General features: G+C 45.4%; 24 protein-coding genes. 20 read left to right on the top strand and 4 right to left on the bottom strand.

Annotation, left to right across the window (positions count from 1 at the left end):
• The 16 genes from HUK38_RS09385 to HUK38_RS09310 form a co-directional block, all read left to right on the top strand.
• A partial coding sequence (locus tag HUK38_RS09385; RefSeq protein WP_202985537.1) for an Eco57I restriction-modification methylase domain-containing protein occupies window positions 1–1,420 on the top strand: 1,420 nt, incomplete at its 5' end.
• Window positions 1,421–2,019: 599 nt separating this feature from the next.
• Complete coding sequence (locus tag HUK38_RS09380) at window positions 2,020–2,304, top strand: hypothetical protein (protein ID WP_182584070.1); 285 nt, start codon at window positions 2,020–2,022, stop codon at window positions 2,302–2,304.
• Between the two features lie 296 nt (window positions 2,305–2,600).
• The gene (gene gcvPB / locus HUK38_RS09375; RefSeq protein WP_275285014.1) at window positions 2,601–4,109 is read left to right on the top strand and encodes an aminomethyl-transferring glycine dehydrogenase subunit GcvPB; all 1,509 of its coding nucleotides are present in this window, start codon (window positions 2,601–2,603) and stop codon (window positions 4,107–4,109) included.
• Between the two features lie 23 nt (window positions 4,110–4,132).
• Window positions 4,133–4,342, top strand: a complete 210-nt coding sequence (locus tag HUK38_RS09370) for a hypothetical protein (RefSeq protein WP_182584069.1) — start codon at window positions 4,133–4,135, stop codon at window positions 4,340–4,342.
• Entirely contained in the window at window positions 4,332–4,784 is a 453-nt protein-coding gene (locus tag HUK38_RS09365) for a DUF29 domain-containing protein (RefSeq protein WP_182584068.1), read from the top strand. Before HUK38_RS09370 ends, HUK38_RS09365 begins: the two co-directional genes overlap by 11 nt.
• A 36-nt stretch (window positions 4,785–4,820) precedes the next feature.
• Entirely contained in the window at window positions 4,821–5,390 is a 570-nt protein-coding gene (locus tag HUK38_RS09360) for a Uma2 family endonuclease (protein WP_182584067.1), read from the top strand.
• 71 nt (window positions 5,391–5,461) lie between these two features.
• Entirely contained in the window at window positions 5,462–5,938 is a 477-nt protein-coding gene (locus HUK38_RS09355) for a Uma2 family endonuclease (protein WP_182584066.1), read from the top strand.
• 43 nt (window positions 5,939–5,981) lie between these two features.
• A complete protein-coding gene (locus HUK38_RS09350) occupies window positions 5,982–6,353 on the top strand; it encodes a diacylglycerol kinase (RefSeq protein ID WP_182584065.1) in 372 nt (123 codons plus the stop codon).
• A gap of 62 nt (window positions 6,354–6,415) precedes the next feature.
• Window positions 6,416–6,952, top strand: coding sequence for a molybdenum cofactor biosynthesis protein B (moaB, locus tag HUK38_RS09345; RefSeq protein ID WP_182584064.1), 537 nt, complete (start codon window positions 6,416–6,418; stop codon window positions 6,950–6,952).
• Window positions 6,949–8,226 carry a molybdopterin molybdotransferase MoeA gene (locus tag HUK38_RS09340; protein WP_238787568.1) on the top strand — a complete coding sequence of 426 codons (1,278 nt, stop codon included), beginning with the start codon at window positions 6,949–6,951 and terminating at the stop codon, window positions 8,224–8,226. The genes moaB and HUK38_RS09340 overlap by 4 nt, the downstream gene beginning before the upstream one ends.
• A gap of 57 nt (window positions 8,227–8,283) precedes the next feature.
• The gene (locus HUK38_RS09335) at window positions 8,284–8,799 is read left to right on the top strand and encodes a hypothetical protein (protein WP_182584063.1); all 516 of its coding nucleotides are present in this window, start codon (window positions 8,284–8,286) and stop codon (window positions 8,797–8,799) included.
• 75 nt (window positions 8,800–8,874) lie between these two features.
• Window positions 8,875–10,203 (top strand): DUF6118 family protein, encoded by a 1,329-nt coding sequence (locus HUK38_RS09330; RefSeq protein ID WP_238787567.1) that lies wholly within the window; start codon window positions 8,875–8,877, stop codon window positions 10,201–10,203.
• Window positions 10,200–10,937: an SPOR domain-containing protein gene (locus HUK38_RS09325; RefSeq protein ID WP_182584061.1), complete on the top strand. Its 738-nt coding sequence runs from the start codon at window positions 10,200–10,202 to the stop codon at window positions 10,935–10,937. The genes HUK38_RS09330 and HUK38_RS09325 overlap by 4 nt, the downstream gene beginning before the upstream one ends.
• A 46-nt stretch (window positions 10,938–10,983) precedes the next feature.
• Window positions 10,984–12,195: a PP2C family serine/threonine-protein phosphatase gene (locus HUK38_RS09320; RefSeq protein WP_182584060.1), complete on the top strand. Its 1,212-nt coding sequence runs from the start codon at window positions 10,984–10,986 to the stop codon at window positions 12,193–12,195.
• Between the two features lie 45 nt (window positions 12,196–12,240).
• Window positions 12,241–13,749 carry a helix-hairpin-helix domain-containing protein gene (locus tag HUK38_RS09315; protein WP_182584059.1) on the top strand — a complete coding sequence of 503 codons (1,509 nt, stop codon included), beginning with the start codon at window positions 12,241–12,243 and terminating at the stop codon, window positions 13,747–13,749.
• A gap of 31 nt (window positions 13,750–13,780) precedes the next feature.
• Window positions 13,781–14,167: a RidA family protein gene (locus HUK38_RS09310; RefSeq protein ID WP_182584058.1), complete on the top strand. Its 387-nt coding sequence runs from the start codon at window positions 13,781–13,783 to the stop codon at window positions 14,165–14,167.
• Window positions 14,168–14,263: 96 nt separating this feature from the next.
• Here HUK38_RS09310 and HUK38_RS09305 read toward each other — a convergent pair whose 3' ends face one another.
• Together HUK38_RS09305 and mfd are read right to left on the bottom strand one after the other, a co-directional pair.
• Window positions 14,264–15,466 (bottom strand): sulfotransferase, encoded by a 1,203-nt coding sequence (locus HUK38_RS09305; RefSeq protein WP_182584057.1) that lies wholly within the window; start codon window positions 15,464–15,466, stop codon window positions 14,264–14,266.
• A gap of 30 nt (window positions 15,467–15,496) precedes the next feature.
• The gene (gene mfd / locus HUK38_RS09300; RefSeq protein ID WP_182584056.1) at window positions 15,497–18,988 is read right to left on the bottom strand and encodes a transcription-repair coupling factor; all 3,492 of its coding nucleotides are present in this window, start codon (window positions 18,986–18,988) and stop codon (window positions 15,497–15,499) included.
• Window positions 18,989–19,290: 302 nt separating this feature from the next.
• Between mfd and HUK38_RS09295 the strand changes: the two genes are divergently transcribed.
• The gene (locus HUK38_RS09295; protein ID WP_182584055.1) at window positions 19,291–19,716 is read left to right on the top strand and encodes a hypothetical protein; all 426 of its coding nucleotides are present in this window, start codon (window positions 19,291–19,293) and stop codon (window positions 19,714–19,716) included.
• Between the two features lie 90 nt (window positions 19,717–19,806).
• Here HUK38_RS09295 and cobS read toward each other — a convergent pair whose 3' ends face one another.
• Together cobS and recG are read right to left on the bottom strand one after the other, a co-directional pair.
• Window positions 19,807–20,586, bottom strand: a complete 780-nt coding sequence (gene cobS / locus HUK38_RS09290) for an adenosylcobinamide-GDP ribazoletransferase (protein ID WP_182584054.1) — start codon at window positions 20,584–20,586, stop codon at window positions 19,807–19,809.
• Between the two features lie 108 nt (window positions 20,587–20,694).
• A complete protein-coding gene (gene recG / locus HUK38_RS09285; RefSeq protein WP_182584077.1) occupies window positions 20,695–22,821 on the bottom strand; it encodes an ATP-dependent DNA helicase RecG in 2,127 nt (708 codons plus the stop codon).
• Between the two features lie 320 nt (window positions 22,822–23,141).
• Between recG and HUK38_RS09280 the strand changes: the two genes are divergently transcribed.
• The 3 genes from HUK38_RS09280 to HUK38_RS09270 are packed head-to-tail and all read left to right on the top strand — an operon-like array spanning window position 23,142 to window position 24,500.
• Window positions 23,142–23,957 (top strand): inositol monophosphatase family protein, encoded by an 816-nt coding sequence (locus tag HUK38_RS09280; protein ID WP_182584053.1) that lies wholly within the window; start codon window positions 23,142–23,144, stop codon window positions 23,955–23,957.
• On the top strand, window positions 23,929–24,087 hold the full coding sequence (locus HUK38_RS09275) for a hypothetical protein (protein ID WP_182584052.1): 159 nt from the start codon (window positions 23,929–23,931) through the stop codon (window positions 24,085–24,087). Before HUK38_RS09280 ends, HUK38_RS09275 begins: the two co-directional genes overlap by 29 nt.
• 5 nt (window positions 24,088–24,092) lie before the next feature.
• Window positions 24,093–24,500, top strand: coding sequence for a tetratricopeptide repeat protein (locus HUK38_RS09270; RefSeq protein ID WP_182584051.1), 408 nt, complete (start codon window positions 24,093–24,095; stop codon window positions 24,498–24,500).
• The last annotated feature ends 14 nt before the right edge of the window (window positions 24,501–24,514 follow it).

Raw genomic sequence — 24,514 nt, 5'->3', positions numbered from 1 at the left:
GGCAGATCAGGAAATTCGCGTTGATTGGTTGGATTATGCGTCGCATTTTCCGCATCAATCGGCGTGGTTTCGCGCCGCGCCGCAGTTCAGTTTTCAATCGGCAGTGGTGAATGGAAAAAAGACGGGGAGCGATATTAACCTGTATAAATTATTTACTGAACAATGCGTCAATTTATTGCGGCCGGGTGGCGAGTGTGGAATTGTGATTCCGTCGGGGATTTATACGGATTTGGGTGCGAAAGGCTTGCGGGATTTATTATTCGGTCAATGCGACGTGACGGGCTTGTTTTGTTTTGAAAACCGTAATGAAATCTTTGAAAACGTGCATCGTAGTTTTAAGTTTGTGGTATTGACGTTTGAAAAAGGGCAATCAACGCGGCAATTTCCAGCGGCGTTTATGCGTCATCAGGTGAATGAACTAGCGGCGTTTCCGTCATCAACGGATTTATTATTATCAGTGGAATTGATCCGCCGCTTGTCGCCCGATTCGCAGTCGGTGATGGAATTCAAAAGTGCATTGGATGTGCAAATTGCCGAAAAATTGCTGCAATTCCCGTTATTGGGTGAGACGATTGATGGCAAATGGAATCTGCGTTTAACGAATGAATTTCACATGACGAATGATAGTCATTTATTCAAAACGGCAGCGGGCGCGGGGCGGTTGCTATGGAATCTGCGGTTGACTCGTGAATTTGATATGACTAACGATAATTATTTATTTAAAACGGCAGCGGGTGTGGGGCGGTTGCCATTATTTGAAGGCAAAATGATTCATCAATTCACCCACCAATGGGCGCCGCCGAGATATTGGTTAGATGAACAAGAGGCGCGGGCGGATTTAATTGGGCGGGGTGAAGATAGTGGGCAGCAATTAGCGTATCAGAATTATCGGTTGGGATTTCGCGCTGTTGCAGCCAATACAAACGAGCGGTCATTAATATCAACATTGCTGCCCAATTTAGCTTTTGCGGGCAATTCTTTAATAGTTTCTACTCAGCCAAACGATGCTAATATTTTGTTATTTCTTGTTGCTTTGATGAATAGCTTTGTTATTGATAGCAGTATTCGCCAAAAGGTATCGCAAAATCTGAACATGTTTTATATTTATCAAATTCCAATTCCCCGCCTCACCGCCGCCGATCCCGTATTTAATCCGATTGTCACTCGCGCAGCGCAATTGATTTGCACCACGCCCGAGTTTGATTCATTAGCGGAAGCGGTGGGTTTGCACTCGCATCGTGACGGCGTGATTGATTCAACTAAACGAGTAGCGCTGCGCGCTGAATTAGATGGGTTAATTGCGCATTTGTATGGCTTAACGGAATTGGAATTCGCGCACATTTTATCTACTTTTCCATTGGTGGCGGAAGAGATTAAAACGGCGGCGATGGGGGCGTATCGGGCGGGAATGGTTAATTAAATGAGCAGCGTAGGTTGGGTTGCCCGCGTGCCGCCCCGCAATTAATCCACCATCACCAATTGGGCAACCCAACATTCCCGCTTTTGATTAAATCCCCCCAACCCCCTTTTTCCAAAGGGGGAGCTAATAAAAATGGTTAATTCAATTGAATGGAGTTGAATAGGCGGGCGGGGACATATTGGGTTGTGTACCGTTTGGATTGGTTATTCATTATTAACACCGCGCAAAGAATACAACCCAACCTACGCGGCTCCCCATTTTTATAACACGAGTGCAAAATTGCTGGTGTTAGTGTTAATATTGTTGGGGCGATAGATCGAAAGGAGATTTTCAATTATTGAACTGACAAAAGAATTGCTTGCTCAATCGCGTATCATTGCAAAAGGCCAGCGCATTCGTGATATTCAAAGACTCGTGGATGAGTACGGGGGCAGTCGAGCGCAATGGGTCAAAAAAAGTTCACCGATTTTTGAAGTCAATGGGAAACCGTGTGAATTCCATTGGTATGAGCATCATGGTATAGGACGATTTGAAATGAAACTGAAAGAAGTTTAACAATGATTATACAGCTAAAATCTAAGCATCCTGCTTATCCTGAGTTGTCGGAAGGCCGGCAGTATTTCGTATTAGGGATAGAAGCCGACGCTTATCGTATATTAAATGATTCGGGCAATCCTTACCTGTATGAACCGGCACTTTTTGATGTAATAGATAATCGAGAAGCCAACGATTGGATAACTGAATTTGGTGAAGAAGGGGAACGTTACGCTTATCCGCCATTATTAAACGTGTCAGGTTTTTTTGAAGACTACTTCGACCGAAAGCCTGAGCAGATTTCAATTTTTTGGTCTGTTGTCAATCAGCATCTAGCACGGGCGGCTTGAATAGTATAGTCAACCCAACTCACATCATCAAATGATTAACGCCTGATCATTTAACAACATGGAATAACCAACATCTATACTAGAGTTGTTTTAACGTGGATCATTAATAACTGATTCGTTTTCACGCGCCAGCGTGAGAACGCATTCGTCTAATAAAATCAAACAGTTACAATTTAATCACCTACTACATTCCCCCAAATAAAAACCCGCCCTCACCAATTGGGCGGTTTTTAATACCGCAACAGTTTCATTTCCATTCCCCACCCCGCCCGCGCAATTCTCACACCCGCCGCCGTTTGCTTTACAATAGCGCGTTATCACTCACCAATACGCGCTATTCCACCATGTTAATTCACGACCACTCCCGCCCCGGCCGCCGCGCCAGCACCCAAGCCCCATTAACCGCGCTCGCTGCCGCCGCCATCGCCGACATTCCCGCCACCGCCCGCCGTCGCCAGCCGCCCGCGTTGCCCGAAGTGTCCGAACTCGACGTGGTACGCCATTACACCCGCCTCTCACAGCGCAACTTCGCGGTAGATAGCCACTTTTACCCGCTCGGTTCATGCACGATGAAATACAATCCACGCGCCAGCCACACCCTCGCCAGCCTGCCGGGCTTTATCACCCGCCACCCGCTCGCCCCCGCCGATCACGGACAGGGCGTGTTGGCCTGTTTGCACGATTTGCAGGAAATGTTGGCGAACGTGACGGGAATGGCCGCGATTGCGCTGTCACCTGCCGCCGGTGCGCAGGGCGAATTTGCCGGCGTAGCGATGATTCGGGCGTATCACGCGGCGCGGGGCGATGCGGCGCGGACGGAAATGCTGGTGCCGGACGCCGCGCATGGCACAAATCCTGCTTCGGCAATCATGGCCGGATTTACGGTGCGCGAATTGCCGACCGACGCGGCGGGGGATTTGGATTTAACCGCGCTGCGTCAAGCAGTTGGTCCGCACACCGCCGGCATCATGCTGACCAATCCCAGCACGTTAGGCGTTTTTGAACGCAATATCGCCGCCATTGCCGACATCGTCCACGCAGCCGGCGGTCTGCTCTACTACGACGGCGCCAATTTGAACGCCATCCTCGGCCACCTACGCCCGGGCGACATGGGCTTCGACGTTATCCATTTGAATTTACACAAAACATTTTCCACGCCACACGGCGGCGGCGGCCCCGGCGCCGGCCCCGTCGGCGTCGCCGCGCACCTGATCGCGTACCTGCCCGTGCCACGAGTCGCCCACGACGGTCACGCCTACCGCTGGTTGACCGAAGCCGACTGCCCGCAGAGCATCGGGCGATTAACCGCATTTGGCGGCAATATCGGCATTGCATTACGCGCTTATGTTTATTCAAAATTACTCGGCGCGAATGGATTAAAACGTGTCGCTGAATACGCCACGTTAAATGCAAATTATTTAATGAAACGATTAACTGACGCCGGGTTTCAAACCGCCTATCCAACGCGCCGCGCCAGTCACGAATTTATTATCACCTTAAAACGTGAGGCGCAGTTATTTGGCGTGACGGCAATGGATTTTGCCAAGCGGTTATTAGATTATGGCTATCACGCACCGACGACGTATTTCCCGTTATTAGTGCCGGAATGCTTGTTAATTGAACCAACCGAAACCGAAAGTCAAGCGACTCTCGACGGCTTTATTGATGCCATGATTGCCATTCGCCACGAAGCGGAGCATACGCCTGAATTATTAAAAAATGCGCCGCATCAATTGCCGGTGAAACGACTGGATGATGTGCGCGCAGCACGACAATTGGATTTGGCGTGGCGGCCGAGCGAATAAAAAGCGGCAGTTTAATCGTTCCCATGCGCCAACGTGGGAACGCTTATGCTTCATTCATCATTGATGCGCAGGTATTGTATATGCTCGCCAAACAATCGTTCCTGTCAATTGACGATTATCTCATTAGTGAAGATGGCGCAGATTGCCGCCACGAATACATTAACGGCGAACTCTACGCCATGACTGGTGCCACTGAGAAGATGTCATCATGGTTGAATAACGATGTCGCCTGATTACGATACCGACTATTATGCGTGGTTAATCAGCAATGCCGAATCACTACGCGCCGGCCGCGTCACTGAGATTGATACAACGCGCATTGCCGAGGAATTAGAAGACATGGGCAAAAGTGAACGGCGCGCAATTGAAAGCTGGCTCAAGGTGTTGATTTTACATTTATTAAAATGGCGTTATCAACCGTTGCATCGCAGTGCCAGTTGGGCGCAATCAATTGATAATGCGCGGGATGAAATCCAACAACGCCTGCATGATAGCCCCAGTTTATTACCGCGTTTGAATGAAATGATAGTCGCTCGCTACCCTGCCGCCCGCCGTGCTGCGATGCGTGAAACTGGGTTATCATTAAACACCTTTCCAGAGGATTGCCCCTTCACGATTGCACAATTATTAGATGATGCGTTTTGGCCTGAATACGCAAATGAAATGTCTCAATAAATGATTGCAACGTCACACGGTTAATAGGTGCTACCAATGTCCACACTTGCTCAACAACCGTTCCTGTCAATTGACGATTATCTCACCAGCGAAGACGGCGCGGAGTGCTGTCACGAATACATTAACGGCGCACTCTACGCCATGACTGGTGCCACTGATCGGCATTGTTTAATTGTCGGCAATCTCTGCGCTGTATTGCGGCCACAATTGCGAGGCACAACCTGTCAATTATTCGCCAACACTATGAAAGTGCGCCTGCGTATTGCTGAACAGGACATTTTTTATTATCCAGATTTACTATTGAGTTGTGATCCAACCGACCGCGCTACTTATTATTGCACCGCACCCTGTTTATTAGTTGAGGTGTTATCTGAATCAACAGCGCGGATTGATCGGCGAGAAAAACTCTTTTCATATATGACGATTCCCAGTTTGCAAGAATACGTCATTATTGACCAATGGGAACGGCAAATCGAGATTTATCGGCGCAGCACCGATTGGGCAATAGAACGATTAACCGCTGGTCAATTGGAACTCACTTGTTTGCCAATCAGTGTGCCATTTGATGTGATTTATGAAGATGTCGAAATGGGGCGGCGTGATTGACAATTGGGTAGCGCACTGTCAGACGTGCGGATAAACTCTAACATTTGACGCATCATGTAACGGAGTCAACCATGCAATGGTCAGAAGTGATTGCGGATACCACGTTGGCCGATCTTCCGTATAAGATCGAAATGAACGAATGGGGAAAAATTGAAATGAGTCCGGCGACTAATTTTCATAGCGGGCTACAGATGGAAATAGCTGTTTTATTGCGTGAGTTATTAAAAGATGGCAAATCTTATGCCGAAATTAGTATTGAAACAGCTAAAAATGTCAAGGTTGCAGATGTGGTTTGGGCATCAAATCAATTTTTATCTCAATACGGTTTAGAAACACCCTATCATGTCGCGCCGGAGATTTGCGTGGAAGTGATGTCGCCCAGCAATACCGAGCGTGAAATGTTAATGAAAACGGAATTATACTTAGAACGGGGCGCACAAGAAGTATGGATTTGTTTGGCAACTGGTCAATTGCGCTTTTTTACATCGGCAGGTCAACAAACGCATTCGCCATTGTGTCCAGATTTCCCCACAGTCATTCAACCCTAATGTGTCAATTTTTATTCATTGGACAGCAACAGAGTAGTAGTGCATGGCATATCAAAATGAAAAAGGCTTAAAGCGCGTTATTAAAGCGTTCGGGTATTCAATGCAAGGTTTCAAAGCCTGTTATCAATTAGAAGAAGCATTCCGTCAAGAAGTCATCTTGCTCATTCCATTAGTACCACTCGGATTGTGGCTCGGTGAAACGCCAATTGAACGGGCAATGCTCGTGGGCAGTTTAATGCTAGTACCGATTGTCGAATTACTCAATTCAGCGATTGAAGCAAACGTTGATCGCGTGGGATTAGAACGGCATGAATTGTCCGGTCGTGCTAAAGATATTGCGTCGGCTGCGGTATTTAGCAGCATTGCGTTTGCCTTAGTGATTTGGGCGTTAATTCTAGTGCCGCGCTGGCTATAATGACCATCAAATAATCGTTCTTATGCGCCAACGCGGGAACGTGCTTAATAGATAATAATCATATGACGCATCATCATCACCACGCCCCCGGCGAGTTTTTACCACTCGCTATCGCCGTATTAACTGTCTCCGACAGCCGCACAGCCGCAAATGACCAATCAGGCGAATTATTGCAAAATAAAATCATTAACGCCGGACACTGTCTTGCCGCTCGAACACAAAGCACTGATGACATTTATCAATTGCGGGCGCTATTATCAACTTGGATTGCCGAGAAAAGCGTACAAGTCATTATCACCACCGGCGGCACCGGCGTGACGGGACGTGATCGCACTCCAGAAGCCGTGTTACCATTATTGGATAAAGCACTGACTGGCTTTGGAGAATTATTTCGCCAATTATCTTTTGCGCACATTGGCACTGCAACCATTCAATCCCGCGCTCTTGCTGGGATTGCGAATGGCACCCTGATTTTTTCATTACCCGGATCACCAGCCGCTTGTCAATTAGCCTGGGATGACATCCTCGCCGCGCAATTAGATCGCCGCACCAGCCCGTGTAATTTCGTGCAATTATTACCGCGATTATTAGAACAATGACTACTATCCAATCCAATTCAATAACCAATAATACTTGTGCAATGGATGACCGTCCTATTCCGGTCGCGCAAGCCTGCGGTTATCTATTAGAACAGGCGCACTCGGTGAATGAAACTGAATTAGTCACTTTGAATAAAGCACTGGGGCGGGTGCTGGCTGTGCCAATCATTAGCCCAATAGATTTGCCCGTGTGGGATCAGAGCGCGATGGATGGCTATGCGATTAACAGCGCCGATTTAACTGCCAATCAAACTGATTGGAGTATTAGCCAACGCATTGCGGCGGGACAGGCGAGTGCGCCATTATTACCGCATACCACCGCACGGATTTTCACCGGCGCACCGCTGCCAATTGGAGCGAATACGGTGATTGTGCAAGAGGCTTGTCAAGTCAATGACAATCGAATGCAGTTAATTGATTCAACCATGAGCGCGGCAATTAAACCCGGAGCAAATGTGCGGCGGCGCGGTGAAGATGTCGCCAATGGTCAAACATTAATCACCCCGGGTACGCGCTTACAACCGCAACACCTGGCATTAATTGCCGCTGTTGGTATTGATGCAATCAGCGTATATCGGCGGGTGCGTGTGGCGATCATTGCGAGTGGTGATGAATTAGTTCCGCCTGGTCAGTCATTAAACGCCGGGCAGATTTATAATTCCAATAGCACCCTATTAACTGGACTACTAACTCAATTAGAGTGCGATGTGTTAGAATGCGGTCAAGTGAATGATAACCGCGCTGCGACCGAATTGTTATTAACCCAAGCGGCGGCCAACGCTGATTTAGTGATCGTGAGTGGCGGCGTATCAGTCGGCGATGAAGATCACGTCCGCCCGGCCATTGCGCAATTAGGCACGGTGGAATTAACGCAGGTGGCAATGCGCCCTGGTAAGCCATTGGTTTTCGGGCATATTGGCACGACACCAATTCTAGCCACGCCCGGCAATCCTGTGTCATTATTTGTCACGTTTCATTTATTCGCCCGCCCGTTAATATTGGTGATGCAGGGCATATTAGGCATTGTCACACCGCCGACTATTCCCGCTCGGGCGGCATTTAATTGGTCAAAACCAGATAAACGCTGCGAATATCACCGCGCTCGTTTAGAATGGACTGATGCCGGTCAAGCAATGGTGCAGGTCTTTCCCAGTCGCTCATCCGCAGCAATTACATCATTAACATGGGCAAATGGATTGGTAATGATTCCGCCGCACACCACCCTTATTGAAGGGGATGCCGTGACCTTTTTACCGTTTTATTCGCCACTGTAATTTTATTTGTTGACTGAGTCATTAATTACGCTACAGCCAATGCTCTCTAATTTAACGATGCCAACGTTCATCACGCTTACATTAATGATTGGCGGCGGCGTGATTTTATTAATCAGTGTGATTTGGTTTTATTACCGCCGTCACCCGCGCAGTGCTATTTATTCATCCACCACTGCCCCAGCGCCCAGCGCTCTCACCACTGAGGCGGCAACGATGTCTGAGCAGGCGCTCGTGCCAACAGAAATCAGTGTTAATTCAAAAACTTGGCGCCCACCGCCGCGTGAGCAATTGTTGCGACGGCAGGAGGCACTGCTGCGGTTGACAGCAGCCGCGCCGTCGTATCACGAGCCAGCGCGTCACGGTAATCACTCGCATCCGATTGATTTACATAATGAAATGTCACAGCGGCTAGAGATCACTGACGGTCACGCCGCGCATCCCAATCCCGCCGCGCTGGTGTTGAGCAGTGGGCGAAATGGAACACCGCGAGTATCGCGTATTGGGCGGCAACGACAAGGATTAGAAAGTTTAATTACGGAATTGCCATCATCGGCGAATGACACTGATAAATAATGGTAATGGTAACGCATGAAAATACTAATAAAAACTGACGCGGTTTAATTCACACTTGCCCAATTGGTGCCCAGCATGACGCGAATGCCACCTGAATCAACCGCATTACCGCAACCCGTGACCGAAGTGGTCGCGGTGGTCAGTCAACGCGCTGGCATCGGGCGCACCACCACCGCCGTCAACCTCGCATTGGCGCTCGCCGCCGCCGGGCGTCACGTTTTATTACTTGATTTAGACCCGAAAGGCGATACGGGGCGCTGTTTGGTGCGCGGCGGCGGGCAGGGTCACGGTCACGCCGGCAGCGAGCGCGTATTGCTGGAAGCGGCGCTCACCCGAGATATGTTGGTTGCAACCGAAATACCTGATTTATATCTTGCCCCTGCCGGCAGTGCATTAGGCCGAATTGAAAGTGAATTAACTTTAATGGGTGATAGCCGCACCCGTTTATATCAGGCACTGATTACACTGCCGGCAATGCCACTCACATTTGACCACATTATTATTGATTGTCCAGCGACGCTTGGGCTATTAACTTTAAATGCACTCACCGCCGCGCATCGCGTCCTGTTACCAGTGATCGCCGACGCGCAAGCCGTCACCGAGCTTGGCAATATTCTCAAGACAATCAGTCGGTTACGCGCCAGCTTCACCCACCCACTGTACGGCGTTTATGCCCTAATTAGCCAAACCGATCAGGCGCCCACTGCCGCATTGACGCAATTGCAGCATGATTACGAGCGAATGCTGCTTACCACCACCATTCCTTTTGCCGCCGCGCTACGCGATTCATCTGAATTAGATCGGCCAGTATTAGCGCAGGGCATTGAAACGCCAATCAATCAAGCATATCTTACATTGGCGGCTGAATGGCTCACGTTAAATGAAACCGGCGATCAAGCAGATGGTACTTGGCAATTAAAAACTCAGCAAATGCGTATGAATTACCATCGCACCGCTATACAAACGCGCATTGCAGCCTGGTTAATTGATCCGTCGTCCTTATTATATGATCCGACCGAGGCTATGCGCCATCAAGACGCGGTAGTATTAGAAGAACTATTTCAAGTCACCCAGCCGGCGCGGCGCTTATCAATTAAACAGCCGCCAGTTTTAGTGAGCGCCGTATTATTATTAGTCGTGTTATTACCGTTATTGGGCTGGTGGCGTGGCTGGCAATTCGATCAACAATGGCGAATTGAACTTGGCGCTCTGTTGATTGGAAAAGCTGGCTATTGGCAAGCCGGCAGCCAGTTGTTAGCACTGGCTGATGCAACCGCTTATCGTGAATTGTTATTTGCCACGCAGCTGATTGAAAATAACCGCGCTCAATTATTGCAATGCAGCGAACATGCGCAGCACACTCGTGATTCAACCAATTGCACAATCCGCGTACTACCCAAATGAACAGTGGCGCAACGTGGGTAATCAGTGGTGCGGTATTAGTGATTGCAACTGGTATTCACTCTGCCCCGCCACCGACCATTTTACCATTACCGCACCCGTCTATTAATCCTGATCCACGCTGGGTTAATCAATTACCATCGCTCATCTTACCCTTGCCTAAACCCGCCGCGCATTCTATTCAGATAGCACCACTCTCTATTCGTCAAGCGCCCCCATCTGAATTATTAAAACCAGAGTCAAATCAACCAATCACACCATTAAATCCTGCCTTTGCCAGTGAATTACTCGCAGCAGACTGGCCACCACTATTGTTAGAAAATGATCCATTGGATAACAATAGCAATGAGCCAAATGAGGCGGCGGAGATGATTAAAGTTTTAGAAACGACAGCTATTGGCCGGCCGCGTTCTCAATTAGCACCAACACACTTATTATCGCCAATAAGATCGCGCTACCGCTGGCATGTACAATTATTAGCGGGGCGCTCGTTAGAACGAGTCAAAGTAGATCAACGCACCTTTGTACAACGCTATGGCTTTTTATTACAGGGATTAACCTTGACGATTAGTCAATCGCGTTATGGCGATGTCCGTGATGAATTTTACCGCCTGCGCGCAATTGAATGGTCAAATAAAGCCAGCGCAGTGGACTGGTGTCATCAATTGCGCACCAATGGCCATCAATGTTTTGTCACGCGCATTACTTTACCCGCAACACCGGTCATCACACCTTAAAACCTGTGTTAATAAAACAGGTTCACTGCAACAAAAAACATCAATAATGACTCAACTAAACCCGCCCCCGCCAACATTGCAAGTGCGTTTTCAATTACCCAATGGCAAATTAGGCGTACCGTATCAGGCCGTGATTACTGGTCAATTAAACAGCGGCGCTTCAGTTGACATTTTATCAATGACACTACCATCGGAATTGGGGTTAAATTTTAATGCTGATACTAATGAATTACATGGAATACCAACACAATCTGGCGATTACACTGTGACCATTAACTGGCAAATAAATGCGCAGCAATCTTATTGTAGTGATTGTCTATTTATCATTAACCCTGATCCAAAACAATTGTGGAAAATTCTTGAGCCAGCGCCAACTGAACCCTATGCAAAACCGCATCAAGCGCATCAATTCTTGCCGAATGACACTGTCAATCTTCTTGCAGCCAGCACTCGTGGTCGTGCTCATGCGCACATTGGCCAATTCCGTGACGATGATTATTTCATTAATTATCATCCCGCCAGCGGCTGGAGCGTATTATTAGTTGCCGATGGCGCAGGGAGCGCAAAGTTTTCCCGTGAAGGGGCAAAACGTGCCGTCAAAACTGCGGGTGAATATTTAATAATGACATTGGCGAGTGACTTGGCTACACCATTAGAAACTGTATTAAACAACTGGCAGGAGCAGGCAATAGATGATACGCAACTATTAATTACACAGAGCCAACCGTATTGTCATCTTTTATTCAATACCGCCGTCATACGGGCAATTGAATCATTAGAACAAGCCGCGCAAGAACAACATGCTAACGTTAATGACTATGCCACAACCTTATTAACGGCAATCGTTAAACGCCATGCACACGGCACTTTTATCGCAACCTGTTGGATTGGTGATGGTGCGATTGCCGCATATGATGCAGCAGGCATTGTATCTCTATTAAGTATACCAGACAGTGGTGAATTTGCTGGTCAAACTCGCTTTTTAGCGCGTACCATGTTAATAAATTCAGCGTTATCTGATCGCATTCGGATTGGTTACTATTCTAATTTAACGGCATTAATATTAATGACCGACGGACTTTCTGACCCGCGCTTTGAAACTGATAATGAATTGCGCGATGTCCGCCATTGGGATGAACTGTGGAATGAATTAGTGCCATTGCTCGATACACCAAATCCTAGCCAAGCATTAATTGATTGGCTCGATTTCTTTTCGCCTGGACACCATGATGATCGTACATTAGCTTTACTATGGTAAGCAATTTTATTTGCGGTTATCTATACAGCGTTGGGAATTAATGCAATGCTAAATATCATCACTTGCAAAACTTTAGATGGTAAAAAAGTTGAATTTGTAAATACAATGATTGGCAGTGGCAGCATGAAAGAAGTGTATTTCGCGCCGGACAAATCCTATGTCGTTGCCTTTTATAAGAAACCACCAGATACGCAAGCACAAGACCGTTTGCGGATGATTACGGGACAATACCGTGACAGCATTTTTAATCAAATTGGCGGTGACTATTGGCAACGATTGTTTTGTTGGCCGACTGCATTAGTCGAATATCAAGGGCAACAGGGTATTGTCGCTCCAACCTATTCCAAACATTTCTTTTTTACCTATGGTTCACGCAATAATGACATGCTGAATATTCAGGGTAAAGAAAAAGAAGGGAAATGGTTTGCGTCGGCAAATTTGCGTAATCGTTTAGTGGATCCGCGTGAATTAGGGGATTGGTTAAATCATCTCAAGATTGGTTTATTATTAGCACGGGCGGTGCGGCGAATGCACATGGCGGGATTAGCACATTCAGATTTATCTTATAAAAATGTGTTAATTGATCCGTCGCATGGGTTGGCGTGTGTGATTGATATTGATGGATTGGTGGTGCCAGGTAAATATCCCCCTGATGTCGTTGGAACACCAGATTTTATTGCACCTGAAGTTATTAAAACTGCGCATTTAGCCAAACAAGATTCGCAGCGTTATTTGCCCTGTCGAGACACTGATCTTCATGCGTTGGCGGTATTGATTTATATGTATTTACTCTATCGCCATCCGTTGCGTGGTGGTAAAATCCATGATTTGAATAATGCACAAGAAGACGAGCGCTTGGCAATGGGTGCAGCGGCGTTATTTATTGAAAATCCAACCGATTTAAGTAATCGGATTCATATTGCTGACATCAAATCAACGGAATTACCCTGGCTGAATACAGATCAATTACCGCTCACGCTGACGGGGCCGTATTTGGCGCCGTTATTTATGCAAGCATTCATAGATGGATTACACAATCCAGCGCAACGCCCATCGGCAAATGATTGGGAAACGGCACTTGTTAAAACTATTGATTTAACACTACCTTGTTTAAATCCGCACTGTGAACAACGATGGTATGTATTTGATAATCGCATTGCACCTACTTGCCCATTTTGTGGCACTGCATTTCGTGGGCAATTACCTGTATTAAATCTGTATTCGTCGCGTCAAGCGGGTGTGTTCCGCCCCGACAATCATCGGTTATTAGTATGGCCAGGGCAGAAATTATTTGCATGGCATGTAAATAGTCGAATTGCACCTAATGAAAAACTGACAGATGTACAAAAAAAACGAGTAGGATATTTTGAATTTCATTGTGGGCGCTGGCGATTAGTAAATGAAAACATGCCGGGATTACTTGATGTGACGGATAAAAATAATAAGAAAAAAGTTATAATAGGAGACGCATTAACGCTGCGAGATCAGCAGCAAATTATATTAGATCAGGGCGATGATGGTCGCCTGATCGTTGTACAAATAATTGAAGTCTAACGCTACTTTAGTTAAATAACGGGATGAAATAATGAATAAGCATTATATCTATAGTACTGATGCGCCGCAGGCAATTGGTCCGTATTCGCAGGCGGTGCGGGTTGGGCAACATGTTTATTTATCGGGACAAATTCCATTGGATTCTGCGACATTAGAATTAGTGACGGGCGATATGGCAATGCAGGCACGGCGTGTATTTGATAATTTACAAGCGGTTGCGGGAGCAAGTGGCGGCAATTTATCTGATGCTGTGAAACTCACCATCTATCTAACTGATTTAAGTCAATTCGCCATTGTGAATCAAGTGATGGAAGAATACTTCACTGCACCCTATCCTGCGCGTGCCACATTAGGTGTAGCCGCTTTACCCAAAGGTGCGGCAATTGAAGTAGAAGCAATTTTAATACTGTCCGATTAAAAAAGCGGGCAGTATTTGGTAAAATTTGTTCAAGAGTTATTCAACTATCTGCCGCCACAGTGATTGGGTTGTCAACGTGGCAACCCCATCCATTAGCTACTGTTTGATTATCAATTGATTGAAGCGTATTTCAATCGTTTTAACAAACTGATCGAATTGCTCAAAACCGGTTAATTCCATCATGTCATAATCATATTGTCGTTGCCGTTTCTGTTGATATTCGTCTAGTTGTTTTAGCTTTATTGAAAAATCATTGGGCAATTCCAGTTCAAGTTGTTGATAAATAGCGTTAATAGTCGTGAATAACTGGCTGACAAGGTGACGCCAAGTGATTGGAATTTGACGTTCTAAAGGGATTTGTTGTTGACATAAGCCCGTTAAATACAAGCTGTCATCACGCATTCGTTGAATAAAAACATCGTGCCAATTGGGTAAACTCATTGGGTCAATGCCGTTTTTTGCCTGTGTTGAAGTGCGCATCAATCCAGATAATGAACTCATAAATGCCGCTGCTGGACGAGTAACAATAATGAACCGCGCCTCGGGATAGAGCGCTATTAACGCGGGTATTTTAGTGTGACTGGTGACTTCTTTTGATAAATAATAGGCTGTTGGTTGTTGCCGTAAATATGCAATTTTTTTAATCACTAAATGATGCGTATTGAGCATCTGTTGTCGTACGCCCGCTGGCAATGATTGAAATTGATCCACCGTGTGCAATAGTGTTGGATAGGGAAAGCGTAAAAAAATAAAAAAGTGATGTAAAAAACACTCCTCAAAAAAAATACCATCTTCTTCCCAATCAGCCAATGTATCTGGGTGCATTTTTGCCGCTAAACGCCCGGCAACTGTATTTGGCCAATAATTCTTAGTCGCTAGACGGCGATTAATACCAAATAGCGCAAATAACTGTTGTACACAAATAAACGGGTAACGCCATTCGCTATGCCGAATGGCAAAGAAATGTTGATAATCATTGGCAAGTGTGCGGTGCAATAAGGTTGTACCACTGCGCGGCTGACCGACAATAAAGATCGGTTTAATCATGGTAAAGCGGTATTCAGGAAATAACCACTCATCTAAATACCAAAATAACGTCCATATTGGATTCATTAGTCCGCATTTTAATAAAAACACGGCTTGTTTGTATTTGGCAGTCAGGGTCACTTGAGATGACCAGTTTAATAAAACATACCGCCATAATAAAAAATAGGTTGGCCAATAAGGAAAATGGCTGAATCGTGCTATTAACGTGTAGCTTAAAACGATTGCACTGATGATTAATACGCTGGCTAACATACCCTGTTTAATATCCTATCAATAATGAGTTTATTGTGCAGATAGCTGTTGGATTATTTGTTCGACCATTGCAACACGTTGTTCCGCTGTTGTTATTGCTGCAAAAAATTTTAGGGCGCCCCGCGCCGGGTCAAACTTAAACAGTTTAGGTTTAGTTTGTATTAATTGTACGAGACGTTTATGGTCAATACTGGGTTGTTCATCAAATAAAAAACGTCCACCATTTGCGCCAACTTCTATTTTACGAATTCCTAAAGGCTGGGCGCATAGTTTTAATTTCGTGACTGCAAACAGATTTTTTGCTGGCTCAGGTAATAATCCGAAACGATCAATCATTTCAACTTTTAAGACACGCAATGTTTTACTATCAGTAGCGCTGGCAATTCGTTTATAAGTGACTAGGCGAATGTGAACGTCGGGTAAATAATCACTTGGCAATAATGCAGGTATCCCCAAATCAATCTCAGTACCGTGACTTAATGGCCGATCTAGTTCGGGTGATTGACCAGATTTTAATGCCATGACAGCACGTTGTAATAACTCCATGTATAAACTAAACCCAATTTCATGGATTTGCCCCGACTGTTCATCACCTAATAATTCACCCGCCCCGCGAATTTCTAAATCATGGGTTGCGAGCGTAAAACCCGCCCCTAACTCCTCTAATGATGCAATCGCTTCTAAACGCTTTTTGGCATCTTCAGTCATTGTTGCCGCTGGCGGTACAATTAAATACGCATAAGCACGATGGTGCGAGCGTCCAACTCGTCCGCGCAATTGATGCAATTGTGCCAAACCAAGTTTATCCGCTCGGTTAATTAAAATCGTATTGGCATTAGGGACATCAATACCGCTTTCAATAATCGTTGTGCAAATTAAAATCCCGAAGCGCCGATGATAAAAATCCTGCATCACCCGCTCCAATTCAGCCGTACGCATTTGACCATGCGCAATTTGCACCCGTGCTGTTGGTAGTAATGTTGCAACACGTTGGGCGGTCTGTTCTATGGTATCCACTTCATTATGCAAAAAATAAATTTGTCCACCACGTTGTAATTCACGCTGACAAGCTTCTTGAATGAGAATGTCATTCCAGGATGTAATCACTGTTTTAATCGGATGACGTGCCACTGGCGGAGTAGCAATAATAGATAAATCCCGCATTCCTGACATAGCCATATTCAAAGTACGCGGAATAGGCGTGGCGGTCAAAGTTAATACATCCACCTCTGCGCGCAAATGTTTTAATTGTTCTTTATGTCGCACACCAAAGCGATGCTCTTCATCAACAATAATTAAGCCGAGATGTTTAAAACGAACATTGGGTTGTAATAATTTATGCGTACCAATAATAATATCAATGCTGCCATCTGCCAATCCATTCAAGATTTGCGACTGTTCTTTTGCACTCCGAAAGCGCGATAGGCTATCAATACAAATTGGCCAATCCGCAAACCGATCCAAGAAATTTTGATAGTGTTGTTGCGCTAATAACGTCGTTGGCACCAATACAACAACTTGACAACCACCGCTCACCGCCACAAAAGCGGCGCGCAATGCCACCTCGGTTTTGCCGAACCCCACGTCACCGCACACGACACGATCCATCGGTTTTTGGTCAGCCATGTCGCGCAAAATGGCATCAATCGCTCGTTGTTGATCGGGGGTTTCCTCAAACGCAAAAGCATCAGCAAAAGCAACATAATCCGTCCCAGGGTCGGGGAACACATGCCCCTGACGCGCACTGCGCCGGGCATATAAGTCCAGCAATTCTGCTGCTACATCATTGATTTGTTTAGTAATTTTTTGCTTAGTACGTTCCCATTGGTCGCTACCCAACCGATGTAACGGCGCTTGTTCGGCAGTGCCGCCGGTGTAACGTGAGATCAAATGCAGCGAACTGACCGGCACATATAACTTAGCATTTTGCGCATATTCGAGGGCCAAAAACTCGGTTTCGATCCCACCAACAGTGAGCGTTTGCAATCCCAAAAACCGTCCAATGCCATGTGTCTCATGTACCACAGGCGCACCAGAATGCAACTCCGTCAGGTTGCGAATGATGGTATCAGGGTCACGTTCTCGGGCAAATTGTTGCGGTTGACGCACACGTTCGCCATACAATTGGGTGGCAGTGATGAGCGCGAGTTTTTCATTCGGTAATAAGAGCGGTTCTTCAATTGGTGCAATTGTCAGCGCACATGGCATATTACCGTGAATAAATTCAAGCCAACTATTTATATTCACAGGGTGAATAGCAAAACTGGCTAATTGTTCATTCAACAATTCGCGCCGCCCAGCACTTTCCGCAACAAATAACACCCGTTGCTGTGCTGTTTGCATAAATGATTGAAGCGCATGGGCAGGCGCCTGATTTCGCGCTTGAATCACTAATGAAGGTGGCATTGCTGTAGCAAAATTATACACGGCTGCATAGCCTTTACGCCGTTCGTTAATTGAATCAGTTTGCCAATTGATACCCGGCAATTGATTAAGGTGGGCAGCAAATTGATCTGCCGTGAGATACAGTGCAGATGGTGGTAATAACGGCCGTTCAATATCATGACGGCGCTGTTCATAGCGGGAACAGATGGTATCAATAATTTTTTGGGCGGATGAACGAATTGTGGAAGACTCAATGATTAATGTTGTGGCGGGTAAATAATCAAATAGAGTCGCCGTGTCATCAAAAAATAATGGCAAGTAATATTCTATTCCTCCAGGAAAGCGGCCGGCGGAAACTTCATTATAAATTAAACTCACTTTTGGATCATGATCTATTGCTGCACGATAGCGTTGGCGAAATCCTGCAATTGCTTCTTCTGTCACGGGGAATTCCCGTGCCGGCAATAAATAAATCTCTTCTTGTTTGTTTTTAGATCGTTGCGTATCAGGATCAAAGGTACGGATCGAATCAATTTCATTGTCAAACAGATCAATACGCAGCGGTGCTTTGCTACCCATTGGAAATAAATCTAATAATGCACCGCGTACCGCAAATTCACCGTGTGTAATCACTTGTGAAACGCAGCGATAACCTGCACGATCTAGTCGTGTTCGGAGTTGATCTAAATCGAGGCGTTCGCCACGTTTTAATACAAATGAATACGCATCTACATAATCACGCGGTGGTAATTTAGCTAATAAAGTGGCAATGGGGACAACTAATATACCTCGTGTGTATTGTGGCAAGCGATGTAGAGTTAATAATCGTTTAGAAACTAATTCTGGTAGTGGTGAAAAAATATCATAAGGCAATGTTTCCCAGTCAGGAAAATTGAATACTATAATTGAATCATCGGGTGATATTTGGTGTAAAAAAAACTGTAACTCCGCTTGCAAACGTGTTGCTTCAGCGGTATCAGTCGTAATCACCAAAACATATTGTTTAATTTGATATGCGACCTGTGCAATAGCAAGCGCCGCAGCGGCGCCCTGTAAATTGCCCCACAATAAGCGCGTATTAACTCCATCAGGTATGGGGGGGGCTAGAGGTGAATAGGTAACAGAAATTTGATTCATGGATTATTTCAAATAAATTGGAAAAATAAAGGAAACCGTCTGCTGATTAAATGATCTGACAAGATTCTTCAGTCAACAAAGTTTAGATTGACAATTTTCATTGTCAGAAAAAATTATTTTTGTTAGCTTAGTGTAGATCATAAGATACTCGCGCATAGCATGGCAGTTAGCATCTCACTATTAGTGATGTGCTGTTTAGTACAACTGCCTTTAGATGTTTAATCTGTTGATGATTTTGGTAGGCGCTTGATATTTTAATATGGTTTGATTATTTCACAACTTGCATTTAAGGTAAATACATAATGGATAACTTTACTCGTAACTACAGCATCGTTCTAGGTATTATTGTTGTATTATTATTAGGGATGTGGATTAAATCTATATGGCAGCCGCGTGTTTGGGAGTTGAATGACTTACTTGCTTCCGACACAGAGCTTGCTAATTATCCCTATCAATTTCGCTTGCGCTCACTACAGAACGGAATGGCTATTCTGTCAACCCCGCGTTCATTTGAGTTGCCAGCTATACAATTTTTGCCCATTATTCACCCGGAACTTGCCAATTTAGCACAAGATGATCCGCGTATGATTGAAGCGCAGCAAGAGTTAATCAATCATCAAAAACGCGCTCAAGTGTTAATGTTGGGTCAAGAAGACATAAAGAAAGTGGATTGGGAATTAGATGTACGCTGGTTGGCAGATCATGGCATTCAATTGCCAACTCGTTAAATCACTACTTCAATAGTGAACCATGCGGATTATATGCTGTTAGATAAACTGGCAGCATACATAATACCATACGGATTAAAAAATGTAACTCTAGGGAATAAAAGTAAATAACACGGCAGCTTCAGTTAATTCGATTAGCGCCCCTGCAGTATCGCCCGTGAAACCACCAAGACGATGGCACATGCTATACCGCCAAATAAAAAACACTGCAACCATGACCGATAATATCAATACTGATTGGAACTGAAACCATCCAACGGTTGCTAGGATGACTACAATAAAAACCGCCCATGCGCTGCGACGTGGTAGGTATTGACGCAAAGCAGCACCCAAACCATCAGGGCGGGCGGCGGCGGTAGTAACTGCTAATAGCAATAATTGACTACGCGCTAATAACGGTGTCCAAATGAGCGCAGTGATAGCCAGTGTTTGACTTGTCGTTAATAAGCTATGAATTGCTGACCATTTTGTTAATAATACTAGCACAATTGCGGTGGCACCCATTGTGCCAAGATGCGGGTCTTTTAGAATCATAAAAGTTCGTTCACGATTACCCAACCCACCTACCCACGCATCAGCGCAATCGGCTAGTCCATCTAAATGAAGTGAGCCAGTGAGCCATACCCATGCAATGATGATAGCAATAGCGGCGCTCTGTGAAATCCACATTGCAAATAGCCAGGCAAAACATCCTAATAATGCGCCTAATAGTAACCCGACAATCGGATAAGTTAATGCTGCTTGTCCGGATTCATTTGGCGTAATTGGATATGGATCAGGCAGCGGAAAACGAGTTAAAAAACGTGTAGCTATCCAAATCGCTCGAATGACGCGCATTAACAACCGCCCAACTGGTTTAATCTGGGTCATTATTTGATTCATCTCAGCAGCAATTTATTAAAAAGTTGCGACGAAATATGTCCAATGATGTGTCCGTTATTATTGATGAGTTGTTAGTTAACATTTGAACACACATATTTAAGCAACAGTCAAAAAATGATGAACTTCTTCCTGATTTAACCAGCGTCGCATCAATGGATTTATCAATTCTTGGTGTCGTTCTATAATCCAATCTGCTAATAACCGTGCCGCGGGTACTAACGGTGCATCGCGTAGTGGATCGACTAATCGCCATATTGTCATTCCAGCTTGACGTGTTCCTAATACTTCGCCCGCACCACGCAAACGTAAATCGGCATCGGCAATTTGAAAACCGCTGCATTCTTGACGCAAAATATTGAGACGTTCAGCAGCGGCGGCGGTTAATGGTGGACGGTACAATAATAAACAAAAACTGGCAGCATGACCACGTCCAACCCGCCCGCGTAATTGATGTAATTGCGCTAATCCAAGACGCTCAGGATTTTCAATAATGATTAAACTGGCATTAGCGACATCAACACCCACTTCAATGACTGTTGTGGCAACTAATAAATCTAATTCGCCCGCAATAAATGCCGACATCACGGGTTCGCGTTCAATTGCTTTCATGCGACCATGTATGAATCCAATCCGCAATTCTGGCAATTGCCCAATTAAGTTAGCTGCTGTTACTTCCGCAGCTTGGCATTGCAAAACATCTGATTCTTCAATTAATGTACAAACCCAATAGGCTTGCCGTCCTTGTGCGCAGGCGGCGCGCACTCTTTCAATCACTTCAGCCCGACGTTGATCGGGTACTGCAACAGTCGTAATTGGCTGGCGGCCAGTTGGTAATTCATCAATTACAGATAACTCTAAATCAGCGTATGCAACCATTGCTAATGAACGGGGAATTGGCGTCGCTGTCATAATCAATTGATGTGGAATACGCCCATGCGCTTCACCTTTTGCGCGTAATAATAATCGTTGCTGTACACCAAAACGATGTTGCTCATCAATAATGACCAAACCTAATGCAGCGAATTGCACTGCCTCTTGAAACAGTGCATGAGTACCAACTATAATTGCTGTGTTTTCATTACGAATGCGCGTCAAAATATGACGTCGTTCAGCACCTTTATGTCGACTAGATAAAGAAATAGGTTGCAATCCCAATGGATTAAGCCAGCGGCGCAAGTGACTAAGATGCTGTTCTGCTAATAATTCAGTTGGCGCCATTAACGCGGCTTGATAACCTGCCTCTATTGCTTGCAATGCTGCTAATACCGCGACAATAGTTTTTCCCGAACCAACATCCCCTTGTAATAATCGCATCATTGGCTGTGTCTGCACAAGATCACAGGTTAGTTCATTAATCACGCGCTCCTGTGCCGCAGTCAGTGTAAATCCTAATCCTGCCCGTAATTGTTTGCGTAGATGTCCATTGCCAATTAAGGCGGTGGCGCTAAAATGATTACGGCAGGTGCGTAGTTGTTGTAAAGCTAACTGTTTAGCTAAAAGTTCTTCTAATACGATGCGTTGAAATGCCGGATGGTGCCGTTTGATAAGTGCATCTATGTCAATCGTGGCGGGCGGATAATGGAGTAAACAAAATGCCTCAACTAAAGTTGGCAAAGACAGTTTAGTTAACTGTTCAGGTGGAATAAACTCAGGCAACAAGTCATCTGCTGAGATTAAAACAGCTAAGGCTTGTTTGGTTAAATGACGCCATATTAATTGGGTAATACCGGCTGTTGAAGGGTATACCGGAGTTAAGGTTGTCGCGGTGGTGATAGGGTCAAACTGTGGATAAAAATCACATTCCGGATGAATCATTTCTAAATCATAAGGTCCCTGACGGGCTTCACCGTAACAGCGCAATTGATTGCCACGAGTGAATTGGTGAATTTGCGCTGAAGAGAAATGAAAAAAGCGTAAAATCAACAATCCACCACTATCATCACAGAGTGTAACTTTTAATGACCGCCGTTTGCCGTGACTAAATGCGACACTCATGATAGTGCCTTCAACTACGACTTCTTGTCCGACTCTTAAATCCGCAATGCAGTGCGCTCGTGTTCGATCTTGATAGCGAATAGGTAGATGCAATAGCAAATCAAAAACAGTCGCAATACCAATCCGTGCTAAACGAGTAGCAACTTGTTCACCGACACCAGGCAGTGTTTTAACTGATAATTCTTCAAGTGCGGTGCGATTCGTTAGGGATTGGGTTGCGTAGCTAATGAGAGTTTCACCAAGTTGTTTCGGTGCTGTGAAAGTATAATCCCATTTGGATTATTTTGTTCAACAATTGATCTGATTATTCGTAATTTTACTGTATTTTCTTGTATTAGTTAAGGGGGTTATTGCTTTAGTTGTGAAACTATCACTTTGGTGTGGCGCTGTAACCGATATAGCTTTAAGTGTTTAATCAATTAAATATATTTTCCGCGTTTAAACCGATATAAATGGCAATTTAGAATAAAAATTCTGCATTTAATAATGCACCTAGTTGATTTAAACGTGTTAGAATGCGTGACCAATTGTGAGTGAGGTGCATTATTATGTTGACACTGACAACACTAGCACAGCAAATACGGCAAATCGCATTCGCTGAAATCCTCCCCCGCTGGCGGCAAACGCCGGTGGAAATTAAAACAGACGGTAGTTTTATTACCGCCGCAGATTTAGCGGTGCAAAATCGTTTAATGGCTGTTTTGCGTGATCATGATCCGTACATACCGATTTTGAGTGAAGAATTACCCGCTGCTGAACAATCGTCATTACTTGCAGCTGCAATAAACGGCAAACGATTTTGGTGTCTTGATCCAGTGGACGGTACCAGTAATTATGCCTGCGGGTTTCCGTATTTCGCCGTGTCATTAGCATTATTCACGGCCGGTCGCGCACAATTAGCCATTGTTTTTGATCCAGTGCATGATGAATGCTTTACGGCAGAACGCGGTCAGGGCGCTTGGTGTAATGGTCAACCAATCACACCATTTGCGCCCAGTCCATTATTAACCAATGCGTTGGCAATGATTGATTTGAAACGCTTGCCAGCGGCGCGTTTAGCACCATTATTAACAAACAATACCTTTCGGTCACAGCGCAATTTAGGCTCAGTTGCATTAGATTGGTGTTGGTTAGCCGCCGGGCGTTATCAATTGTATTTGCACGGCGGGCAACGCTTGTGGGATTATGCCGCCGGGCGTTTAATTGCCACTGAAGCGGGCGTGACGAGCGCGTTATATGCGCGTGATGGAACACAATCGTTTAATGATCTTGATTTAATGCCGCGCATTGCCATTGCCGCCGCGAATACCAACTTATTCGAGCAGTGGCAAAGTTTTGTCAATTTACCATTGGAAACGGCGTAATCGTTCCCATATTTTTTATGGTTATCGAGTGGATAAGATTTTTATTATCGCGGTGGGGCATTTGCATGTGTTATTAGGCGATTGGCTTAATAGCACAGGTTTAATTGGACGGCGTTCTAATTGGGAGTGAAGATAATGATTGATTCATCTGTGCCAGAGTCTATTACCGAACAGGATGTGATGTTGAGCAGTGGGATTGCCGCATTTGAAGCCAAACAATTTTCCCGCGCTGTGGGTTTATTAGCGCCATTAGCGGAGGGCGGTCATATTGATGCGCAATATCGCATGGCAATTATGGCGCAGAATGGCTTGGGGATGCTGGCGAATCCGTTAATGGCATTTAAATACATGCAGGCGGCAGCGACTGCTGGATTGGGATTAGCACAACACGGTTTAGGATTTATGTATTTGGTGGGTGAATGTGTGGATAAGAATCCGCAACGGGCAATGGAGTGGTTTAATAAAGCGGCCGATCAAGGATTAGCCGGAGCGCAGGCTATGTTGGAATCATTGCGCGATGCTGAGAATCAACCAGCCAATTAACCGTGATGAGTTTG

The sequence above is a fragment of the Thiospirillum jenense genome, assembly GCF_014145225.1.
In the GTDB taxonomy this organism is placed as follows: domain Bacteria; phylum Pseudomonadota; class Gammaproteobacteria; order Chromatiales; family Chromatiaceae; genus Thiospirillum; species Thiospirillum jenense.
The sequence above is the reverse complement of the archived record's forward strand: the minus strand, read 5'-3'. Positions and strand labels throughout refer to the sequence as shown.